Consider the following 19022-nt stretch of genomic DNA (forward strand, 5'->3'; position numbering starts at 1 on the left):
GGTGCAGGTCGCGCGAGGTTGATGTCGGATTCTCGCCAGCCCGGGCGGCGGGCATCGACCATCCTTGAGGACATGCACACCGACACCGAACGCTGCGTGCGCGCTGTTCAGTCGAAGGACGCCCGCTTCGACGGATGGTTCTTCACGGCCGTCACCACCACCCGGATCTACTGCCGCCCCAGCTGCCCGGTCGTGCCGCCCAAGCCCGAGAACATGACCTTCTACCCGAGCGCCGCCGCCTGCCAGCAGGCCGGATTCCGGGCCTGCAAGCGGTGCCGCCCCGACAGCAGCCCCGGCTCGCCCGAGTGGAACCAGCGGGCCGACCTGGTGGCCCGCGCCATGCGGCTCATCGGTGACGGCGTCGTCGACCGCGACGGCGTCCCCGGTCTCGCTTCCCGGCTCGGCTACAGCGCGCGCCAGGTCGAGCGCCAACTGCGCGCCGAGCTCGGTGCGGGACCGCTCGCGCTCGCCCGCGCCCAGCGCGCGCAGACCGCGCGGCTCCTCATCGAGACGACCGCGCTGCCCATGGCGGAGATCGCCTTCGCCGCCGGGTTCGCCTCGATCCGCACCTTCAACGACACCGTGCGCGAGGTCTTCGCACTCGCCCCCGGCGAGCTGCGCGCCCGGGCGCCGAAGCGCACCGCGTCCCCGGCGGGCGCGGCCCCGCCCGCGTCGGCAGGCGCCCCCGGTGTCCTCTCGCTGCGGCTGCCGTTCCGCAAGCCGCTCAACCCCGACAACCTCTTCGGACACCTCATCGCGACCGGCGTGCCCGGCGTCGAGGAATGGCGCGACGGCGCCTACCGGCGCACCCTCGACCTCCCCTTCGGACACGGCATCGTCGCGCTCACCCCGCACCCCGACCACATCGGCTGCCGCCTCAGCCTCACCGACCTGCGCGACCTCACCATCGCCATCAGCCGCTGCCGCCGCATGCTCGACCTGGACGCCGACCCGGCGGCCGTGGACGGCCAGTTGAGGAGCGATCCGGTGCTCGCGCCCCTCGTCGACAAGGCGCCGGGGCGGCGCGTGCCCGGCACCGTCGACGAGGCGGAGTTCGCGGTGCGCGCCGTGCTCGGCCAACAGGTCTCCACGGCCGCGGCCCGTACCCACGCGGCCCGCCTCGTCACCGCGCACGGCACGCCCGTCGAGGACCCGGAGGGCGGCCTCACCCACCTCTTCCCCACCCCGGAGCAGCTCGCCGCACTCGACCCCGACGCGCTCGCCCTGCCCCGCAGCCGCCGCACCACCCTGACCACGCTGGTGAGCCACCTCGCCGAAGGACGCCTCAAGCTCGGCGCCGAGAGCGACTGGGAGGAGGCGAGGGCCCGCCTCGCCGAGCTGCCCGGGTTCGGTCCCTGGACGATCGAGGTGATCGCCCTGCGGGCCCTCGGCGACCCGGACGCCTTCCTCCCCTCCGACCTCGGGATCCGGCGCGCCGCACAGGAGTTGGGCCTGCCGCACACGCCTGCCGCGCTCACCGTGCGCGCGGCGGCCTGGCGGCCCTGGCGGGCGTACGCGGTCCAGTACCTGTGGGCCATCGACGACCACCCGATCAACTTCATCCCCGCGTAAGGCACGCACACCGCAAGGGACGCCACCATGGAACGCCTGCACACCGTCATCGACAGCCCCTACGGGCCGCTCACGCTCGTCGCCACCGACGGCGTCCTCAGCGGCCTCTACATGACCGAACAGCGCCACCGCCCGCCGGAGGAGTCCTTCGGCGACCGCGACACGGCACCGTTCGGCGAGACGATCAGCCAGCTCGCGGCCTACTTCGCCGGTGAGCTGACCGAGTTCGACCTGCCGCTGTGCCTGGACGGCACGCCGTTCCAGCGGACCGTGTGGCGCGAGCTCCAGCGGATCCCGTACGGCGAGACCCGCTCGTACGGCCAACTCGCCGACGCCCTCGGCAAACCCAACGCCTCACGCGCGGTCGGCCTCGCCAACGGCAAGAACCCGATCGGCGTGATCGTGCCCTGCCACCGGGTCGTCGGCGCCGACGGGAGCCTGACGGGGTACGGCGGCGGGCTCGACCGCAAGCGTCAACTGCTGGCCTTCGAGGGCGGTACGGGGGGCGGGGCCGACGCCCTGTTCTGAGCGGTGGCGCGGGCGGGGTCAGGCGACCCGGTAGCCGTTCTCCAGCTCCGCCGTGCCGCCGCCCTCCGCCAGGACGTCGAGCGCGATCGCGACCCTGCGCGCGGTCGCGCCGAGCAACAGCTCCGCGAGGTCGGCGCGGTCCACCAGGCGCCAGGAGAGCAGCTCCTCCTCCTGGAGCCGGATCGACTTCAGCCGCTCCTCGTCGAGCACCCCGCCGTCGTACAGATAGGCGACCAGCGGCGGCCGTACCCCCTCGCTGCCCGCGGGCACCCAGTCCACCGCGAGCAGCCGCCCGAGCTCGACGTCGAGCCCGATCTCCTCGAGGCTCTCCCTGCGGGCGCCCTGCCGGGGCGTCTCCCCGGTATCGGACTCGACGGTGCCGCCCGGCAGTGCCCAGCCCTCGCGGTAGTTGGGCTCGACGAGCAGGACCCGCCCCTCGGTGTCCCTGAAGAGCGCGGCGGCTCCGACGAGCACCCTCGGGAGTCCTGCGATGTACGTGGCGAAGTCCTGGATGGTCACGGGGGAAGGGTAGCCGGGGCGCTCCCGTCAGCCCGCGGGCGGCCGGGGGTCCGTCCCGATGCGCAGGGTCGCGAGCGTGTCGGGGTGGTCGGGGCCGAGGACCCTCCCGCGCGCGGCGTGGACGGCGTCGGCCACGTCGAGTGCCTCGGCCCTGCGGCCCGTGCCGCTGAGCGCGACGGCCAGTTCATGGCCGCTCGCCAGGGTGTCGGGGTGCTCGTCGCCGAGGATGAGCGCCCGGCTGGTGCGGGTGGCGCGGGCCTCGGACACGGCCTCCTCGTAGCGGCGCATCGCGATGAGGGTGACGGTCAGGTTGTGGCGGCACAGCAGGGTGTCGGGGTGGTGGTGGCCCCGCACGTTCTCCCAGAGGGCGAGGACGGTGCGGTAGATCGTGTGCGCCTCCTCGTGGCGGCCCGTGCGGAACAGCACGTAGGCGCACTGCTGGTGTGCGGTCAGGGTGTCGGGGTGCTCCCTGCCGAGCACCTCGGCGCGGCGCGACGCGCAGGCGGAGAACGAGTGCAGGGCGTCCTCCAAGAGGCCGAGCGCGAGCTGGAGGTGGCCGATCTCGTACTGGGTGGCCAGCAGTTGAGGGTGGTCGCGGCCGAGGTGTTCGAGCTGCCGGGCGGCGAGTCGCTCCAGCCAGATCAGCGCCGACTCGTGGTGCCCCTCACGGCCCTGCGAGACGGCGACCTTGAACTCGTCGGTGAGCATCGCCTCCAGCGGGACGCGCCGGGGGAGCGGCAGCCGGAACGTGATGCCCGACGAGGGCGCCCGCGAGTGGTGGAGGACCGGGTCACGGCCGGTGAGGTCGATGCGGAAGTCGAGGTCGAGCGCTCCTCTTTCGGGACCGTCGAGCACCAGGAGGTGGATGCCGAGGTCTTCGAGCCAGCTCTCGTCGCCCGGCAGCCCCTGCGCCGTGCGGACGACGATCAGGCTGGTCCGGGCCGGGTGGGCGAGGCCCACGTCCTGTGCCTCGGCGAGCAGCTCCCTCCGGTGGCCGCGCTCGATGTCGAGGGCCTGCTCAAGGGAGCGGGAGTCGGCGGCCGTCTTGACGTGCGGCACCGTGCCGCTCGCCGTCGAACGCAGGTACCGCTCGGTCGAGTCGAGCATGTGGAACTGCACCGCTGCCGGTGAGTGCCGCTCGGCCACGCCCCGGACGAGCTCGTCGAGGACGGTGGACCACTGTGCCTCCGTGCCCTGGACGATGCCGTGCGGGCCCATGGAGCGGAAGTCCAGTACGACGTCGGAGCCCCGCTCGTCGCGTCCGATGGGTACGGCGAGCGTGCCGTCGGCGCCGTCGTCCGCGCCGGACGGCGGTGCCTGTGCGTCGAGGAACGACCGGAAGTGCGCGACGACTTCGGCCGCCGTGGGCCGCTCGTCGAGCAGCGGCGACGAGCAGCGCCGCAGGATGCCGGTCAAGGAGTCGGGCAGGCCGTGGCCCGCGGCCTCCAGGAGGACGAGACCGAGCTTGGAGACGTCGTGGAAGGCGCCGTCGGCGTGCTCCTGCACGCACCAGCCGGTGACGCACACGCCGTCGGGGGTCAGCAGCACCCGGCGCGGCACCAGGTCGCCGTGGAGGATCCCGCGTACGTGGGCGTCCGCGAGGATCCCGGCGACCCGCTGGCCGAGCAGGGCGAACCGCACCGGATCGTCGTACCGTTCACCGGTCAGCGCACGGGTTTCGAGGTGCGTGGCGGGCACCCCGTCCACCAGGCAGAGTTCCGTCGCGAGCCAGGAAGGCAGCACCGCCGGGTCCATGTCCACGATCCGGGGCACCGACGAGCAGCTGAGCAGGCGCAGCGCCTCGGCCTGCCGGGGCAGCGAGGCGCGGCGCACGGACCCCGGACGGGTGAGCCGGAGCGCCGCGACGCCGCCCTCCGCGCGCCGTCCCAGGAACATCCCGCTGGTGGACCGCGCGCCGACGTGCCGGGCGAACAGGCGCCAGGGGCCCGCCCACCGGGGGTTCACGGGTTGGAGCGAGAGCCACGGGGAGCCCGGCGCGTCGACGTAACCGGGCAGCTCGGGATCGTCGTCCCGCCCGGGCGGCTGGCGGTCCCGGGGGACGCCCACGCCCAGCCTCCGCATCAGCCGGTCGTCCACCCACCCGAACGGCCGCGTGCCGTCCCCGGCCCGTCCCGCGCCGTCCGGGTGGGCGAGCCAGGCGGGGAAGTCGGCTGAGCGGCCCGCGAGTTCGCCCAGACGGTCCGTCACCGTCCGGCTGGTGCGCAGGAGTTCACGGACCGGCGCGGTGCCCAGGAGGATGTCGCGGGCCTCGGCCGTGACGTCGTAACTCCGGTGGCGCGGGGCGAGGTCCACGGCGTCGTCACAGCGCCCCATCAGGCCGCTCAGGAACACCTCGGCCAAGTGCCCGGTCGTCACGTCGGGGCCGAGGGCGTCCTGCACCAGACGCATCACCGGTACGGACACCGGGGCGACGGCGGCGAGATGGGCGGCGAGGCGGTACGCCTCGGGGGACGCCGTCTCCCGGAACCGCAGCACCCGCCCTCCCGCGTCCAGGTCGGTGGGTGGCGCCCCGATCGGCTCGAAGGGCGCGGTCAGGAGCGGCAGGACCGCGCTCGCCCCGGGGGACGCGACCAGGCCCGCCCACGCGCCGACCGCCCCCGGCTCGGGCGCGAGCACCGGGACGGGAACGCCGTCGAACGCGGTGAGCCCGGGCGGCAGCACAGGATCCGCCACGTCCCAGGTGAGGTTGGGCGCGCCGCGCCGCCGGGTGGTCACCTGCCAGCGTTCGGCGCGGATGCCCGAGCCGTCCCACAGGTGCGGCGGCAGCGCGTGCAGCACGGCCGTCGGACCGAACCTCCCCCACTGCGTGAGGAGTTCGCGCATCCGGCCGTCCCGCCAGGCCGCGCCGACGCCGTCGCTGAGCACGAGGATCAGGGTGTTGCCGCCGGGGTCGGTCACGGTGGCGGGCGGCAGCACGGCGGTGCCGGGAGTGAAGGGGCGGCGGCCGAGCAGCGGGGCGCCGGGGGTGCGGGTGTCCAGGCCGTGGACGCGTACGTCACGGAAGGCGCCGCTGCGCTCCAGGAGCAGCCGCGTCTCGGTGGCGAGCCGCTGCCACAGGAGCATGGAGGCGCCGTCGTCCACGAGCAGCGTCAGGTCGAGCCAGCGCGCGCGGGCGGGGCGAAGCACGGCGTCGGTGAGTCCGCTGTGGGCCGTCGAGTCCGCGGTGGCCGTCTCGTCGAGCTCCCAGCGCCTACGGTCGGCCACGGTCTGCTTCAACGGGCGCAGCGCGCGGCCCAGTTGGAGCTGCCGGGAGCCGAGGGCACGGGTGCCGGGCGCGCGGACGGGACGGACGGGCAGGGTGCGGTGGTGCGGGGCGCGGCCGGGGGCGGTGCCGCCGTAGAGGGGGGAGCGCCGGGCTGCCTCGCGGTGCGGGGTGGACGCGCCGGGGCGCGCGGCGGCGTCGGACGCGTCCTCGGCACTCGGGTCGGCCCGCGAGTCCGACCGCGCGGCGGCGTCCGCGGGCGGCTCGGCGGCGTCGGACTGCCGCTGCGGAGGCGGCTCCTGGGTGCGGCGCCGCCAGGCCACGGGCCTACTGAGCAGCGGCGGGAACGCCCCCGGCGCGAGGTCCGGCGACGGCCACTCGTCCTCGTGGGCCGTCCGCTCCGCCGGTGCGAGCGCCCCCGCGGCCCGCGCCAGCGCCGTCGACGCGCCGTCGGGCAGCCGTCCCGCCAGCCACAGCGCGTCGAGCAGTTCCTCCTGGGCGAGCTCGACACCGCTGTCCGTGAGGGCCCGGAGTGCTTGGCGCAGCCGCTCGGGTCGGGTGCCTGCGGCGGTGGTCGCCCTGATGATCCGGTCGACCAGGGCGGCGACGTCGGGGCGCTCGGCCGTCACTCCTAGACCGCCCCGCCGAGCCGGTGGAGCACCGCGTCGAGCAGCGCCCCCGCGGGCAGGTCGAGACCGCCCTTGCGCAGGAACACGGCGTTCAGGAGCTGGTCGGTGGCCAGTTCGCCGGGGGCGCGGCGGCCCAGGAAGGCGCGCAGGAGGTCGTCGACGCCGTCGAGGGCCGCGTCGCCGAGGTGGGCTTCGACGATGTCGCGCAGGCGCTGCTCGTCCGGCTCCGCGAGATCGAGCCGTACGCAGCGGCGCAGGAACGCGGGCGGGAACTCGCGTTCGCCGTTGCTGGTGATGACCACCACGGGGAACTCGGAGCAGCGCACCCTGCCCCGCGTCACGGGCGCCCGTACCCGGGGGTCCGCGGTGAGGACGTCGACGTGCGACTGGTCCTCGGGCAGCCTGGCCAGCTCGGGGATCTCGAACTCGCCCTCCTCGAAGACCGTCAGGAGGTCGTTGGGCAGGTCGACGTCGCCCTTGTCGAGCTCGTCGACGAGCAGGACGCGCGGCCGCTCGCCCGGGACGAAGGCGGTGCCGAGCGGGCCGAGCCGGACGTACGAGCCGATGTCCGGGCCCTCGCCCGGCGCGTCGTCGTCGGAACCGGCCTCCTCGCGGCGCAGGTTGGACTCCCTCAGGCGGCCGATCGCGTCGTAGTCGTAGAGGGCGTCGCGCAGCGTGGAGCGGCTGTTGACCGGCCAGGTCAGCACGCGGCCGAGGGTCAGCTCGTGGGCGATGGCGTGCGCGAGGGAGGACTTGCCGGTGCCGGGATGGCCGGTGACCAGGAGCGGGCGGCGCAGCAGCAGTGCGGCGTTGACCACCTCGGACTCGTCGGGGCCGATCAGGTAGGGGCGGGGGCGCGGCGCGTCGTCCGCGGGGGTGAAGCGGCGCCACGGCGGGGCCTCGGGGAAGTCGACGCGGCGGGCGTCGCCGTCGCCGCGGAAGAGCCGCCAGTCGTCCTGAGGGGGTGTCCGGGGCGCCCGGGGTCCCTGGGGTGCGGTCATGAACGGCGTACTCCTTCGTCGGGAAGCGGGCGCGGCGCGTCGGGGTCCGTCAGTCTCGGCTCGTGCTCGGACCCCACGCGGTCCTGCCAGGCGAGGTCCTCCCACACGAGGGAGGGGCGGGCCCTGAGCCCCGTCGCGTCCGGCAGCGTGGCCGCCCTGAACCGGTGGACGCGGAAGGGCAGTTCGTGCAGCCGCCCGGTCGGCGCGAGGGGATCGAGGCGGTCGGCCTGGTCGTGCCCCTCGGCCTCGCGGTCCCAGAGCACCACGGGCACGCCGAGGGCCAGGCAGAGGTCGAGCAGTTGGGCGCGGAGCGCGGGCGGGCCGTGCAGGACGACGTGGTTGGCGTCCCGGTGGGTGGAGTTGAGCAGCGCGGCGACCTGCCGCCCGTCCGCGCAGCTCGGGTCGATGACCAGCGGTCTGCCGTGCCCGTCGCCCCAGCGGCGGCGGTGCTCCACGTCGCGCCGGGGCACCCGGCGGCTCATCTCCGGGCAGCGCAGCGTGAGCGGGAAGGACGCACCGAGTGGCAGGCTCGGCACGAACTCGTTGGGACTGCCCGCGTCCCATTCGTCGACGGGCAGGTGCAGACCGGCGCGGTCCACCTCGATGTCCACGGCGGGCAGGGCGTCCCCCGACCGCTCGGCGCCCTCGCGGATCAGGGCGCCGACCTGCTCGGGAGTGAGCGGCGCGTCCCCCGCCGCGGTGTCCAGGCGGCGCACAGACCCGTCCGCGTGCTGCTGCCACAGCCGACAGCGGTAGCGCTCCGCCCGCTCCGCGCCCGCGCCCGTCCCCATGCCGATGCCTGGGCCCGTGCCTTCGCCCTCCGGCTCGGTCCTGGTGAGCCGGGCGAGCAGCCGCGTCACCCGGGGCGCCCGCGCGCCCGCCCAGTGCGCGGCGTCGGCCCTGCGCTGGTCGCGCGCCGCGGGGTGCACGCCGAGCCGGTCGCAGACCCGCTCGCTCCAGCGGCTCAGCCCGGCGCCGACGGGGTCGCCCGATGCCGCGGCGATGAACTCGACCAGGTGCACGAGCGCGGGCACCCGAGGCGTCCCCGCCGGCACGCTGCCGCCGTCCTGGTACTGCTCCAGGTCCGCGATGACCTGCCCGAGCGCATCGGGCGCCAGCCGCGCGGTGCACAGGGCGGAGGGCAGCGGGGTATAGCGCAGCGCCTCCTGGGCCGCGCGGGCGGGCAGCGTCGGGTCGGCGAGGACGACGCTCCTCAACTGCTTCTCCAGGTAGGCGTGTTCACCCAGGGAGAGCAGTCCGGACGCCTCGACCGCGCGGCCGGTGCCCAGCAGGGCCGTGAGCCTCTCCGGACGTGCGCCGTAGGGTCCCGCGGTGAGCAGGGACTCGCTGAGGGTGGGCAGGGCGCGGTGCCGGGCGAGCAGGACGGCGGTGAGTTCCTCGACGCGGGGCGCCGAGCCGTCCTGCGGCACGGCGAGGTCCAGTTCGGCGGCGAGTCGCCGCGCGTGTTCGGCGCGCGCGGCGGGGTCCGGCAGCAACGAGCGCAGCAGTGCGGTGAGTTCGGCGCCGAGCGGGTCGTCCTGCGGGGTGGCGCGCAGGGTGCGGCAGTCGGCCACGACGGCGTCCGCCCCCGCCGCGTACAGCTGATCGCGCACCGCCTGCCAGGGCAGTGCCCAGGTGCGCCGCAGGGTGTGAGCGGGGTGCGCGGCGGCGTCCCCCTGCCCGAGTTGGCCGACCACGAGCCCGGCCACGCTGTCCCCCGAGTCGGTCCACAGCGGTCCGCCGCTGAACCCGGGGCCGATCGCGGCTCCGGACAACGCGCCGTCCAGATAGCCGAGTTGGTCGTCGAGCACCTTGAGGACCGTGTCCGCGAAGGTGATCGGCTCCCCGCAGCCGTGCCAGGCGCGCAGCGACTGGCCCTCCGTCATGTCCGTCCAGACGACGGGATCGGCGTCCGTGGGCGCGGGCTCGGCGAGCTGGAGTACGCACAGGTCGCCCTGCCAGGCTCCGGCGCCGCGCCGGGGCGGCACCCACACCTCGATCTGCGCCTTGATCCGGACCGTGCGCCGGGCGAACCCCACCTGGAGCACCTCGCCCGAGGGCGTCGTCCCGCTCAACGGGGCCCGCCCGAGTGCTTCGTTGACCACGTGCGCGCAGGTCAGGGCGCGGCCGGGGGAGAGGAGCGCGGCCGCGCCGACGGCCGCGTCGCCGTGCCGCCCGAGGATCGCGACCACCGGGGGCGGCTTCCGCGTCCCCTTGAACCAGCCCACGGCTAGGCCCCGTCGGCGCCGCTGTGCGGGCCTTCGGCTCCGTCGCCAGGACCTTCCGTACGCCGCCAGGTGGCGGACACCGTCATGGTGGCCGAGCCCTTGAGCCCGACGATGCCGAGCTTGAGGTCCTTGCCCACCTCGATGCCGAACTCGACCGTGAACTCCTCCGGCGGGCGCTCGGCCCGGGACACCGAGGCGTGCACCTCGTCCAGGAGCGGGCCGAGCGGGCTCAGCGTCGCCCGCAGCGCCCCGGCGGCGAGCGCCGCGCCCCGGCCGCGGCCGGTGGAGACGGGCTCGGGCACGCCGAACTCCGGCGGCAGGGAGCCGGATTCGGGCGCCTGCCCCACGTCGGCGAGCTCGACGCGCAGCGCGGCTCCCGCCAGGTCGAGTTCCAGGTACTCAGGCATGGGATCATTGTGCGGCCAATTCCACGGTACGCGCCGCGAGTTCGCTGATCCGGGCCCCGTCGAAGCCGAAGACCGCGCTGCTGACGCGGTCCTGGAGGGGCTCGGTCCACCGCGCGGGGATCGCCGCCGCCCCGCACAGGACGCCCGCCACCGAGCCCGCCGTGGCGCCGTTGGAGTCGGTGTCGAGGCCGCCGCGCACCGTGAGCGCGATGGTCGTGGTGAAGTCGCCCTCGCCGTAGAGCAGTCCGGCGGTCAGCACGGCGACGTTCGGCACGACGTGGATCCAGCCGAGCCCCGCCGTCTCCTCGCCCACGGTGTCGAGCGTGTCGGCCCAGCCGAGGCCCGCCTCGTGCAGCGAGGCCACGCGCCGCACGGTGCGCGCGAGGCGGCAGCTCGCGGGGATCACGGTGAGCGCGGTGTCCACGGCCCGGCGCGGCGTGGCCGCGGTGAACGCCGCCGCGATCAGCGCGGCCGCCCACATCGCGCCGTAGACCCCGTTGCCCGTGTGGGAGAGCACGGCGTCGCGGCGGGCCAGCGAGGCGGCGCGGCGCGGGTCGCCGGGCGAGGTCCAGCCGAAGACGTCGGCGCGGATGAGGGCGCCGATGTACTCCTGATAGGGGTTGTCGTACGTCGCGGTGAGCGGCGGCCGCAGCCCGCCCGCGAGATTGCGGTACGCGGCGCGCTCCGCCGTGAACGTCTGCAAGTACGGCAGGCGCAGCAGCCACAGGTCGCCGACCTGCTCGGTGCTGAACGCGCTCCCGTGGGTCTCCAGGAGGTGCAGGCCGAGGATCGCGTAGTCGACGTCGTCGTCCCGGCAGCTGCCGCGGATCCGGCCGCGCACGCACCTGCGCCACTCCGGGCGCAGCGCGAACTCCTCGCCGCCGACGGGTGGTTCGGGAAGGTAGTCGGTGAGCGGCAGGGCGTCGGCGCTCCGCAGATAGCGGTCGATGCGCTCGCGCGTCCAGTAGTCACCCCGCTCCACCGGTTTGCCGAGCATGTTGCCCGCGATCCGCCCGAGCCATCCGCCGAGCACGCGGTCGGCGAGGCCCGGTCCCGCCGGGTTCGTGGAGGTCATGTCTCCGGTCTACCGAATCCGCACGGATTCCGCGCGGGTTCCTCCTGAGGCCGGAGGCCCGGGAGCGGGCCCGGGGCCCCTCCCGGGCCCGCTCAGGGCCTGCCTCCGCCTCAGTCCTCGTCCTGGCTCCGAGACCTGGCGATCCGGCGCAGCCGGGGATGCCGTTCCGGGGTCTGTTCCGTGATCGCGTCGCCGACCATCGTGCGGACCGCGTCGCGCAGGCCGTGCAGCGCGTGGCCGCGTGCGGGGCCCGCGCCGGGGTCCTGGCGCAGTTCCTTGAGCAGGGCCCAGCACAGCGTCAGCATCACCACGACGAACGGCAGGGCCACCAGGATCGTCGCGCTCTGGAGCGAGCTGAGGCCGCCCGCGACCAGGAGCACCGCGGCCACCGCGGCCATCAGTACGCCCCAGGTGACGACCAGCCAGGTCGGCGGGTGCAGGGAGCCGCGGCTGCTGAGGGAGCCCATGACCAGGGAGGCCGAGTCGGCGCTCGTGACGAAGTACGTCATGACGAGGATCATCGCGACCCACGAGGTGATCGTGCCGAGCGGCAGCGCGTCCAGCATCGCGAAGAGCGAGGACTCCGCGCCCTCCTTGACCTTCTCGGCCATGTCGACCTTGCCGGTGGAGTCGAGCCGGATCCCCGTACCGCCCATCACGCAGAACCAGATGACGGTGGCACCGCTCGGCACCAGCAGCACGCCGATCAGGAACTCACGGATCGTACGGCCGTGGGAGATCCGCGCGATGAACGTGCCGACGAACGGCGCCCACGACAGCCACCACGCCCAGTAGAAGATCGTCCACGCGCCGAGCCAGCTGCTGTCGGTGAAGGCGCCGGTGCGCGAGGCCATCGGCAGGAGCTGGTGGAGGTAGCCGCCGACGCTCGCCGGGATCGCGTCCAGGATGTAGACGGTCGGTCCGAGCACGAAGACGAACAGCATCAGACAGGCGGCGAGCGCGAGGTTGAGGGTGCTGAGCCACTTCACGCCCTTGTGCACCCCGGAGAACGCGGAGATCACGAAGGCCGCGCCGAGCGAGACGATGATGATGAGCTGGAGCGTGGTCGAATTCTCCGCGCCCGTCGTGAGGTTGAGCCCGGTGGCGACCTGGAGGGCGCCCACGCCGAGGCTGGTCGCCGTGCCGAAGACGGTGGCGAAGAGCGCGAGCAGGTCGATGAGACGGCCCGGCCAGCCCGCCGCGCGCCGCTCGCCGATCAGGGGCACGAAGACCGCGCTGAGACGGTTCCCGCGGCCCTTGCGGAAGCCGGCGTAGGCGAGCGCGAGGCCCGCGATGCCGTAGATCGCCCAGGGCGTCAGGGTCCAGTGGAAGAACGAGTACTCGAGCGCGGTCCGCGCCGCGCCGCCGGTGCGCGGCTCGGCGGTGCTGGACGGCGGCGGATTCAGATAGTGGGTGAGGGGCTCGCCGACGCCGTAGAACATCAGGCCGATGCCCATGCCCGCGCTGAACATCATCGCGATCCACGCGAGGTCGGTGAACTCGGGCCGCGCGTCGTCCTTGCCGAGCCTGATCCGCCCGAATCTGCTCACCGCGATGACCACGCACAGCACGAGGAAGATGTCCGCGGCGATCACGAAGAGCCAGGCGAAGTTCTCCAGGACCCAGGCGAGCGCCGTGCTCGACGCGCTCTCGAAGGACTTCTTGCCGATCGCCGCCCAGGCGACCACCGCGAGGACGGCGACCACGCCGATGCCGATGACGGTGTAGTCAGGGGTGCCGTCCGAGGGCGAGCCGCCCGCGGAGTCCTGGCCGGTGGACGGCGGGCCCGGCGGACCCTCGTCGGGGAGGGGCTGATCGATCATTTCCGTGCTCATGACGCACCACTATGGAGCGACAAAGGCTCATTTTTCGCCTGGGCACGCCGTCCATCGCCGAGGGCGGCCATGGGCAGGGAGCCCCTCCTGCGGTTATGGTCGCAGCGGCGCGACTGCCTTGACGCGAGCAAGGCCCGGAAAGCAAGGGGAATGCAAGGTGGCGGACGCTGCAGGGACGGCGGGACACGAGCGGCAGGCGCAGCACGTACTCATCGCCGCGGACAAGTTCAAGGGTTCGCTCACGGCCGTCCAGGTCGCCGAGCGGGTGAAGGCCGGGCTCCACCGGATCGCCCCCAACGTGCCGGTCGAGGCGCTGCCGGTCGCCGACGGCGGCGACGGCACGGTCGCCGCGGCCGTCGCGGGCGGCTTCGAGCGCCGCGAGGCACGGGTCACCGGGCCGCTGGGCTCCGCGGTGACCGCCGCGTACGCCTTCAAGGACGGCACCGCCGTGGTGGAGATGGCCGAGGCGTCCGGCCTCCAGCTGCTCCCCGACGGCGTCTTCGCGCCGCTCACGTCCACGACGTACGGCTCCGGAGAGCTGCTCCGCGCGGCCCTCGACGCGGGCGCCCGCACGATCGTCTTCGGCGTCGGCGGCAGCGCCACGACCGACGGCGGCGCGGGCATGCTGGCCGCGCTCGGCGCGCGCTTCCTGACCGGGGACGGCGAGCCCGTCGCGCCCGGCGGCGGCCCCCTGAAGGAACTGGCCAGCGCCGATCTGTCGGGCCTCGACCCGCGCCTGAAGGACGTCGAGATCGTCCTCGCCAGCGACGTCGACAACCCGCTGACGGGCCCGAAGGGCGCGCCCGCCGTCTACGGCCCGCAGAAGGGCGCGTCCCTCGGCGACGTCGCGGCCCTGGACGCGGCCCTCGCGCACTTCGCCACGGTCCTGGAGAAGGCGATCGGACCCAAGGCCGCCGAGTACGCGCGGTCGCCCGGCGCGGGAGCGGCGGGCGGCATCGGATACGGCGCGCTCGTCGGGCTCGGCGCGAGCTTCAGGCCCGGCATCGAGGTCATGCTCGACGTGCTCGGCTTCGCGCCCGCCCTGGAGCGGGCCACCCTCGTCATCACCGGCGAGGGCTCGCTCGACGAGCAGACGCTGCACGGCAAGGCGCCCGCGGGAGTGGCCGCGGCCGCCAGGGCCGCGGGCATCGAGGTCGTCGCGGTCTGCGGCCGCCTGGCCCTGGCCCCCGAGGTCCTCGGCAAGGCGGGCATCCGCCGCGCCTACGCCCTCACCGACGTCGAGCCCGACGTGGCGCGGTGCATCGCGGAGGCGGGCCCCATCCTGGAGACGGCGGCGGAGGGAATCGCCAGGGACTTCCTGGTCTGACCTCCGGCTCTTCCATACGTCGAGTCATCCGTTCAGCGAGGCCCCGCCCCACCCCGGCGGGGCCTCGCCGCCGTTTCGCGACGCCTGTCCTGAAGCCCCCGTATCCGACCCGGGACTTGATCGTTTCTTCAGGACGTGAAGAGGAGTCGATCTTGACAGGGTGGGCGGGCCTCGGCGTCGGGGGCCTGGGCATCGCCACGACCCTGTGCCCGGTGGGCGGCGCGTCCGTCGCCGCGCACGTCGAGGCGCTCGGCGTGGCCCTGACCGGCCACGTGGAGATCTGCCGGCCGGACGAGCCGGTCGCCGAGGCCGCCGTGACCGTCGCGCCCGCGCCGGGGCCCGCCGCGCCTCGCTCGGGCCCCCGGCCGCCCGAGGAACCGCCGCAGGAGCCGCCGCGGGACCCCGCGCCGCGCGCCGCCAGGCCACCACACCCCGCGCCGCCGTCCCCCGCCCGCCCCGCCGCACCGAGCCAGGCCCCGGCCCCGCCCCGCGTGCGGGAACTCGTCGTCCCCGTACGCCTGGAGTCCGCCCCGCCCCGCGAGCCACCCGCGCCCGGGCCCCCACCGGACCCCTCCTTCCCCGCGCCGCACTACCGCCCCGCCGAAGGCCCCGAGCCCCCGGTCGGACGGTCCGTGGTCACCACCACGATGGTCGTCACCACCCCGGCCGTCCTCGCCGCGGCCATGCTGCGGCCGCGCTCGGGCTCCCGCTCGGGCGCCGCTTCCCGTTCCCACTCCCACTCCGGAGGATCTTCGTGACGGAATGGCTCGTACTCGCCATCGCCATGGCGCTGGCCTGCGCGGTCGTTCTGACCGTCACCGTCCTCAGGCACCGCCGCGTGCCCGAGGACGACGACCCGAGTCAGACACCGGACGTCATCGAGTACATGGTGATGATGGTCGGCGTCGTGTACGCGATCGTCCTCGGACTCGCCATCGCGGGCGTCTGGGAGGCCCGCGGCGCCGCCGAGGACGGCACCCGCCAGGAGGCCCAGGCGCTGCACGAGATCAGCAGCCGCGCCAAGATCTACCCGGCCGCCACCCAGGACCGCATCCAGGAGGACGTACGGCGCTACACGCGGCACGTGACGGCCGTGGAGTGGCCGCGCATGATCGAACAGCACGAACTGACGGACCGGGGCACCGAACTGCTCGACACCCTGCGCCAGGACATCGCCGAGCGCGAGCCCGCCAACGACCTGGAGGCGCAGACCTATCAGCCGCTGCTCGACCAGGTGGCCGCCGCCGACGAGGCGCGCAGGGCCCGCGCCGACAACGCGGAGGCGACGCTGCCCGGGGTGGTCTGGTTCGGCCTCGTCGCCGGGGCGATCGTCACCGTCGGCCTGATCTTCACGTTGCAGATCAGGCGCTCCTCACGGGAGTTGCTGCTCGCGGGGACCTTCAGCGCCCTGATCGCCTTCCTGCTCTTCCTCGTCTGGAACTTCGACGCGCCCTTCGGCAGGTCCGTGACGGAATCGACGAGCGCCTTCCAGGACCTGCTCACCGTCTAGCCCGCCGACGACGGGTCCCGCGCCAGCTCCCGCCAGCAGCGGTCGGCGGGGACCCGCAGCGCGCGCCACATGTCGATGAACAGCTTCGTCGACACAAGCCCCGGCCACCCGGGCGGCAGGAGCGCCCCGGGCAGCCGGGGGTCCCGCTCGAACGTGCCGCGCCACGCGTGCACGAGCCGGGTGCGCAGCACGAACGCCTCCTCGTCCGACGCCGCACGCAGCCCGTCGAAACGGTCGACGAACTCCTCGTGCGCGGCCCGCACCGCCGCCAGGTCCCAGGCGCGGGCCACCAGCGCGCCGTCGTCGTCGGCGCGCGAGACCAGCCACGTGGCCCGCGCGGCCAGGCCCTGCTCCCGCAGCAGCTCCTTGAGAGCGCCCACGCCCCCCGGGTCCGCCGCGATCCAGCCACCGGGCGCGAGCCGCCCGAACCCCTCGAAGGCCAGCTGCTCCGCCACAAGCGCCCGGCCGTGCGCGGGACCGCGCAGCAGCAACTGCTGCCACTCGCCGTGCCACGGCGTCTCCAGGACCGCGCGCTCGAGCCGGTGCGTCCAGGCCGTGAGGAGCGCGACCAGACGCGGCTCCAGGACGAGCGCGGTCCACCGCCCCACCGACTCCGTACGCAGCCAGCCCTCCTGGACGAGCCGGGTGATCGCCCGCCGGGTCGCCGTCTCACCCACCCCGCAGGCGCCGAGCGCGGCCACGACGGCACGGGACCACACGCGCGCGTCGCCCGCGTAGCGCACGTACTCGCCGAGCACCGTGAGCAGCAGCGTCCGCGCGCTGGGGGAGCCGTCCGCGCGGCGACGGGTGCGTGGCCTCTCCAACGTCCCCTGCCTGTCTGCCTGTTGACCTCTTCGGCGCCCCGGTATAGGACGTAAGAATTCGAGCGCTCGATATTACGTCCAATGTCATCGCCCACGGAAGGCGTACGCATGGATCACCGGAGTCGCCCCGTCCCGCTCCCGCCCACCCGCTTCGGCGTCTTCCTGGCGCCCTACCACGGGCTCGCGTCGCACCCCGCGCTACAGCTCCGCCGCGACCTCGACCTGGTGCGCCACCTCGACGCCCTCGGCTTCGACGAGGCGTGGATCGGCGAGCACCACTCCGCCGGGTACGAGACGATCGCGTCGCCGGAGGTCTTCATCGCGGCGGCGGCCGAGCACACGCGCCGGATCAGGCTCGGCACGGGCGTGAACTCCCTGCCCTACCACCACCCGCTGATCCTCGCGGACCGCGTCCGCCAGCTCGACCACCAGACCATGGGGCGGGTGATGCTGGGCGCGGGCCCGGGGCAGCTGGCCTCCGACGCCTTCATGATGGGCATCGACCCGCTGCGGCAGCGCGCCATGATGGCCGAGGCCCTGGAGGCCGTCGTGCGGCTCTTGCGCGGCGAGACCGTCACGATGCGCACGGACTGGTTCGAACTGGCAGAGGCGCGCCTCCAGCTGCGTTCCCACGGCCCTGAGGGCGTCGAGCTGGCGGTCGCCTCCGCCGTCTCGCCCTCGGGCGCCGTGCAGGCGGGGCGGCACGGCATCGGACTGCTCTCGCTGGCGGCCGCCGCCCCCGCCGGTCTCGCCGCGCTGACCGGGAACTGGGCCGCGTACGAGAAGTCCTGCGCCGAGCACGGCCACACCGCCGACCGCGCCGCCTGGCGGCTCGTGGTGCCGATGCACCTCGCGGAGACCGCAGCGCAGGCCCGCGCCCAGGCCGCGTACGGCGTCCTCGACCTGGTCCGCTATCTCGAGGGCCTCTCGGACACGACGCTGCCGTGGGGCCGCACCGAGCAGGACGCGCTCGACCGCTGGACCGGCGAGGGCTTCCCCGTCTTCGGCGTCGCCACCATCGGCACCCCGGCGGACGCCATCGCCCGCATCGAGGCTCTCGCGGAAGCCTCCGGCGGTTTCGGCACCCTGCTCCTGCTCGACCTGCCGACCGGCACCCCTGAGGCGAAGCGGCGCAGCTACGAACTCTTCGCCGAGTACGTGGTGCCGCACTTCACCGGCGCCAACCGGGCCCGCGAGGAGTCCATGGCCTGGGCCCGCGCGCACAGTGAGCGGTTCCTCGGCGCGATGCGCGCGGCCGTCGATGCCGCCGTCACGGACGCGCGATGAGGGCGGCGGTGCTGCGCGCGGGCCGCTTCGTCGAAGCCGAGGTCCCCGAGCCGCCGGCGCCGGGCCCGGGACAGGTCGTCGCCGAGACGCTGGCGACCGGCATCTGCGGTTCGGACCTCTCGGCGGTCCGGCACACCGAGGACTTCCTCGCGGCCTGGCGGGACTCGGGTACGCAGGCGTTCCTCTTCGACCCCGAGCAGGACCTGGTGATGGGCCACGAGCTGTGCGCGCGGGTGCTGAGCCCGGGGGAGTGGCAGGGCAAGGTCGTCGTCGGCCTGCCCTGGGCCCTCGACCCCTCGGGGACCCTGCGCACCATCGGCTACTCGACGCGCTTCCCCGGTGGCTTCGGCGAGCGGATGACGCTCCAGGAGGCCGCCCTCGTCCCGGTCCCCGACCACGTGCCGCCGCGCGTCGCGGCCCTCACGGAGCCGCTCGCCGTCGGCTTCGGCAACGTCGCCCGCGCGGCGCAGGCCCCCGGCACGGGCGCCCTGGTCATCGGAGCGGGCCCCATCGGCCTCGGCGCCACGGCGGCGCTCGTCGAGCGGGGCGTCGCCCCCGTCGTCGTATCGGAGCCCTCCCCGCGCCGCAGGGCGCTGGCAGCGCGCTTCGGGGCGCACACGGTGGTGGACCCGGCGCTGCGCGACCCCTTCGACGTCTGGCGCGCGGCGCGTGGATCCGGCCAGTCACTCACCGTGTACGAGTGCTCGGGCAGGCCGGGCATGCTGAACACGGTCCTGCACCGCGCCCCGCGCTCCACCCACGTCCTGCTGATCGGCGCCTGCATGACGGAGGACGTCTTCCGCCCCGCCGTGGGCATCTGCAAGGACATCACGGTGACCATGTGCATGGAGTACCCGCCGCAGGAGTTCGCCCGCACGCTGGAGCGGATCGCGGACGGCAGGGTGGACGCGGCGGCGCTGATCACGGGTGAGGTGGGCTTCGGGGAGGTCGGGGCGGCGATGGAGACCCTGACCCACCCGGACGACCACGTGAAGGTACTGGTGGTTGATAGCCCGTCCGGCGTTTGAGGACGAGCCCGCAGGGCGACAGACGCAAG

The 19022-nt window shown here is 74.6% G+C and carries 15 protein-coding genes; 7 read left to right on the forward strand and 8 right to left on the reverse strand.

Annotation, left to right across the window (positions count from 1 at the left end):
- Positions 1-72 precede the first annotated feature (72 nt).
- Positions 73-1572, forward strand: a complete 1500-nt coding sequence (locus KY5_RS34305; RefSeq protein WP_098245847.1) for an AlkA N-terminal domain-containing protein — start codon at positions 73-75, stop codon at positions 1570-1572.
- 27 nt (positions 1573-1599) lie between these two features.
- The gene (locus KY5_RS34310) at positions 1600-2100 is read left to right on the forward strand and encodes a methylated-DNA--[protein]-cysteine S-methyltransferase (RefSeq protein WP_098245848.1); all 501 of its coding nucleotides are present in this window, start codon (positions 1600-1602) and stop codon (positions 2098-2100) included.
- An 18-nt stretch (positions 2101-2118) separates the two neighbouring features.
- Here the strand turns inward: KY5_RS34310 and KY5_RS34315 are convergent, their stop codons facing one another.
- The 7 genes from KY5_RS34315 to KY5_RS34345 all read right to left on the reverse strand — a co-directional run bounded on the left by KY5_RS34315 (position 2119) and on the right by KY5_RS34345 (position 13017).
- Entirely contained in the window at positions 2119-2619 is a 501-nt protein-coding gene (locus KY5_RS34315; RefSeq protein ID WP_098245849.1) for an NUDIX domain-containing protein, read from the reverse strand.
- Between the two features lie 27 nt (positions 2620-2646).
- Entirely contained in the window at positions 2647-6471 is a 3825-nt protein-coding gene (locus KY5_RS34320; protein WP_098245850.1) for an SAV_2336 N-terminal domain-related protein, read from the reverse strand.
- Positions 6472-6473: 2 nt separating this feature from the next.
- Positions 6474-7472, reverse strand: coding sequence for an AAA family ATPase (locus KY5_RS34325; RefSeq protein ID WP_098245851.1), 999 nt, complete (start codon positions 7470-7472; stop codon positions 6474-6476).
- On the reverse strand, positions 7469-9700 hold the full coding sequence (locus KY5_RS34330; RefSeq protein ID WP_098245852.1) for a trypsin-like peptidase domain-containing protein: 2232 nt from the start codon (positions 9698-9700) through the stop codon (positions 7469-7471). Before KY5_RS34330 ends, KY5_RS34325 begins: the two co-directional genes overlap by 4 nt.
- Before the next feature lie 2 nt (positions 9701-9702).
- The gene (locus KY5_RS34335) at positions 9703-10107 is read right to left on the reverse strand and encodes a CU044_2847 family protein (RefSeq protein WP_098245853.1); all 405 of its coding nucleotides are present in this window, start codon (positions 10105-10107) and stop codon (positions 9703-9705) included.
- A gap of 4 nt (positions 10108-10111) precedes the next feature.
- Positions 10112-11182: an ADP-ribosylglycohydrolase family protein gene (locus KY5_RS34340; protein ID WP_098245854.1), complete on the reverse strand. Its 1071-nt coding sequence runs from the start codon at positions 11180-11182 to the stop codon at positions 10112-10114.
- A gap of 110 nt (positions 11183-11292) precedes the next feature.
- Positions 11293-13017 (reverse strand): BCCT family transporter, encoded by a 1725-nt coding sequence (locus KY5_RS34345; protein WP_098245855.1) that lies wholly within the window; start codon positions 13015-13017, stop codon positions 11293-11295.
- A 157-nt stretch (positions 13018-13174) separates the two neighbouring features.
- On the opposite strand from KY5_RS34345, the gene KY5_RS34350 reads away from it, so the two are divergent.
- From KY5_RS34350 to KY5_RS34360, 3 genes are all read left to right on the forward strand, one after another.
- Positions 13175-14344, forward strand: a complete 1170-nt coding sequence (locus tag KY5_RS34350) for a glycerate kinase (protein ID WP_098245856.1) — start codon at positions 13175-13177, stop codon at positions 14342-14344.
- Between the two features lie 152 nt (positions 14345-14496).
- A complete protein-coding gene (locus KY5_RS34355) occupies positions 14497-15102 on the forward strand; it encodes a hypothetical protein (protein WP_098245857.1) in 606 nt (201 codons plus the stop codon).
- The gene (locus tag KY5_RS34360) at positions 15099-15854 is read left to right on the forward strand and encodes a DUF4239 domain-containing protein (RefSeq protein ID WP_098245858.1); all 756 of its coding nucleotides are present in this window, start codon (positions 15099-15101) and stop codon (positions 15852-15854) included. The genes KY5_RS34355 and KY5_RS34360 overlap by 4 nt, the downstream gene beginning before the upstream one ends.
- Here the strand turns inward: KY5_RS34360 and KY5_RS34365 are convergent.
- Complete coding sequence (locus KY5_RS34365) at positions 15851-16678, reverse strand: PaaX family transcriptional regulator C-terminal domain-containing protein (RefSeq protein WP_098245859.1); 828 nt, start codon at positions 16676-16678, stop codon at positions 15851-15853. The two genes, KY5_RS34360 and KY5_RS34365, sit on opposite strands and share 4 nt — an antisense overlap.
- A gap of 108 nt (positions 16679-16786) precedes the next feature.
- Between KY5_RS34365 and KY5_RS34370 the strand changes: the two genes are divergently transcribed.
- Both KY5_RS34370 and KY5_RS34375 read left to right on the forward strand, forming a co-directional pair.
- Positions 16787-17965, forward strand: coding sequence for an LLM class flavin-dependent oxidoreductase (locus KY5_RS34370; RefSeq protein WP_098245860.1), 1179 nt, complete (start codon positions 16787-16789; stop codon positions 17963-17965).
- Positions 17962-18993 (forward strand): zinc-binding dehydrogenase, encoded by a 1032-nt coding sequence (locus tag KY5_RS34375; RefSeq protein WP_098245861.1) that lies wholly within the window; start codon positions 17962-17964, stop codon positions 18991-18993. The genes KY5_RS34370 and KY5_RS34375 overlap by 4 nt, the downstream gene beginning before the upstream one ends.
- Positions 18994-19022 lie beyond the last annotated feature (29 nt).

Origin of the sequence: Streptomyces formicae (assembly GCF_002556545.1) — a bacterium.
GTDB lineage: Bacteria > Actinomycetota > Actinomycetes > Streptomycetales > Streptomycetaceae > Streptomyces > Streptomyces formicae_A.

Coding starts and splice junctions, on each gene's coding strand:
- KY5_RS34305 (WP_098245847.1), top strand. CDS start 73: ATGCACACCGACACCGAACGCTGCGTGCGCGCTGTTCAGTCGAAGGAC.
- KY5_RS34325 (WP_098245851.1), bottom strand. CDS start 7,472: ATGACCGCACCCCAGGGACCCCGGGCGCCCCGGACACCCCCTCAGGAC.
- KY5_RS34370 (WP_098245860.1), top strand. CDS start 16,787: ATGGATCACCGGAGTCGCCCCGTCCCGCTCCCGCCCACCCGCTTCGGC.
- KY5_RS34340 (WP_098245854.1), bottom strand. CDS start 11,182: ATGACCTCCACGAACCCGGCGGGACCGGGCCTCGCCGACCGCGTGCTC.
- KY5_RS34345 (WP_098245855.1), bottom strand. CDS start 13,017: ATGAGCACGGAAATGATCGATCAGCCCCTCCCCGACGAGGGTCCGCCG.
- KY5_RS34310 (WP_098245848.1), top strand. CDS start 1,600: ATGGAACGCCTGCACACCGTCATCGACAGCCCCTACGGGCCGCTCACG.
- KY5_RS34375 (WP_098245861.1), top strand. CDS start 17,962: ATGAGGGCGGCGGTGCTGCGCGCGGGCCGCTTCGTCGAAGCCGAGGTC.
- KY5_RS34335 (WP_098245853.1), bottom strand. CDS start 10,107: ATGCCTGAGTACCTGGAACTCGACCTGGCGGGAGCCGCGCTGCGCGTC.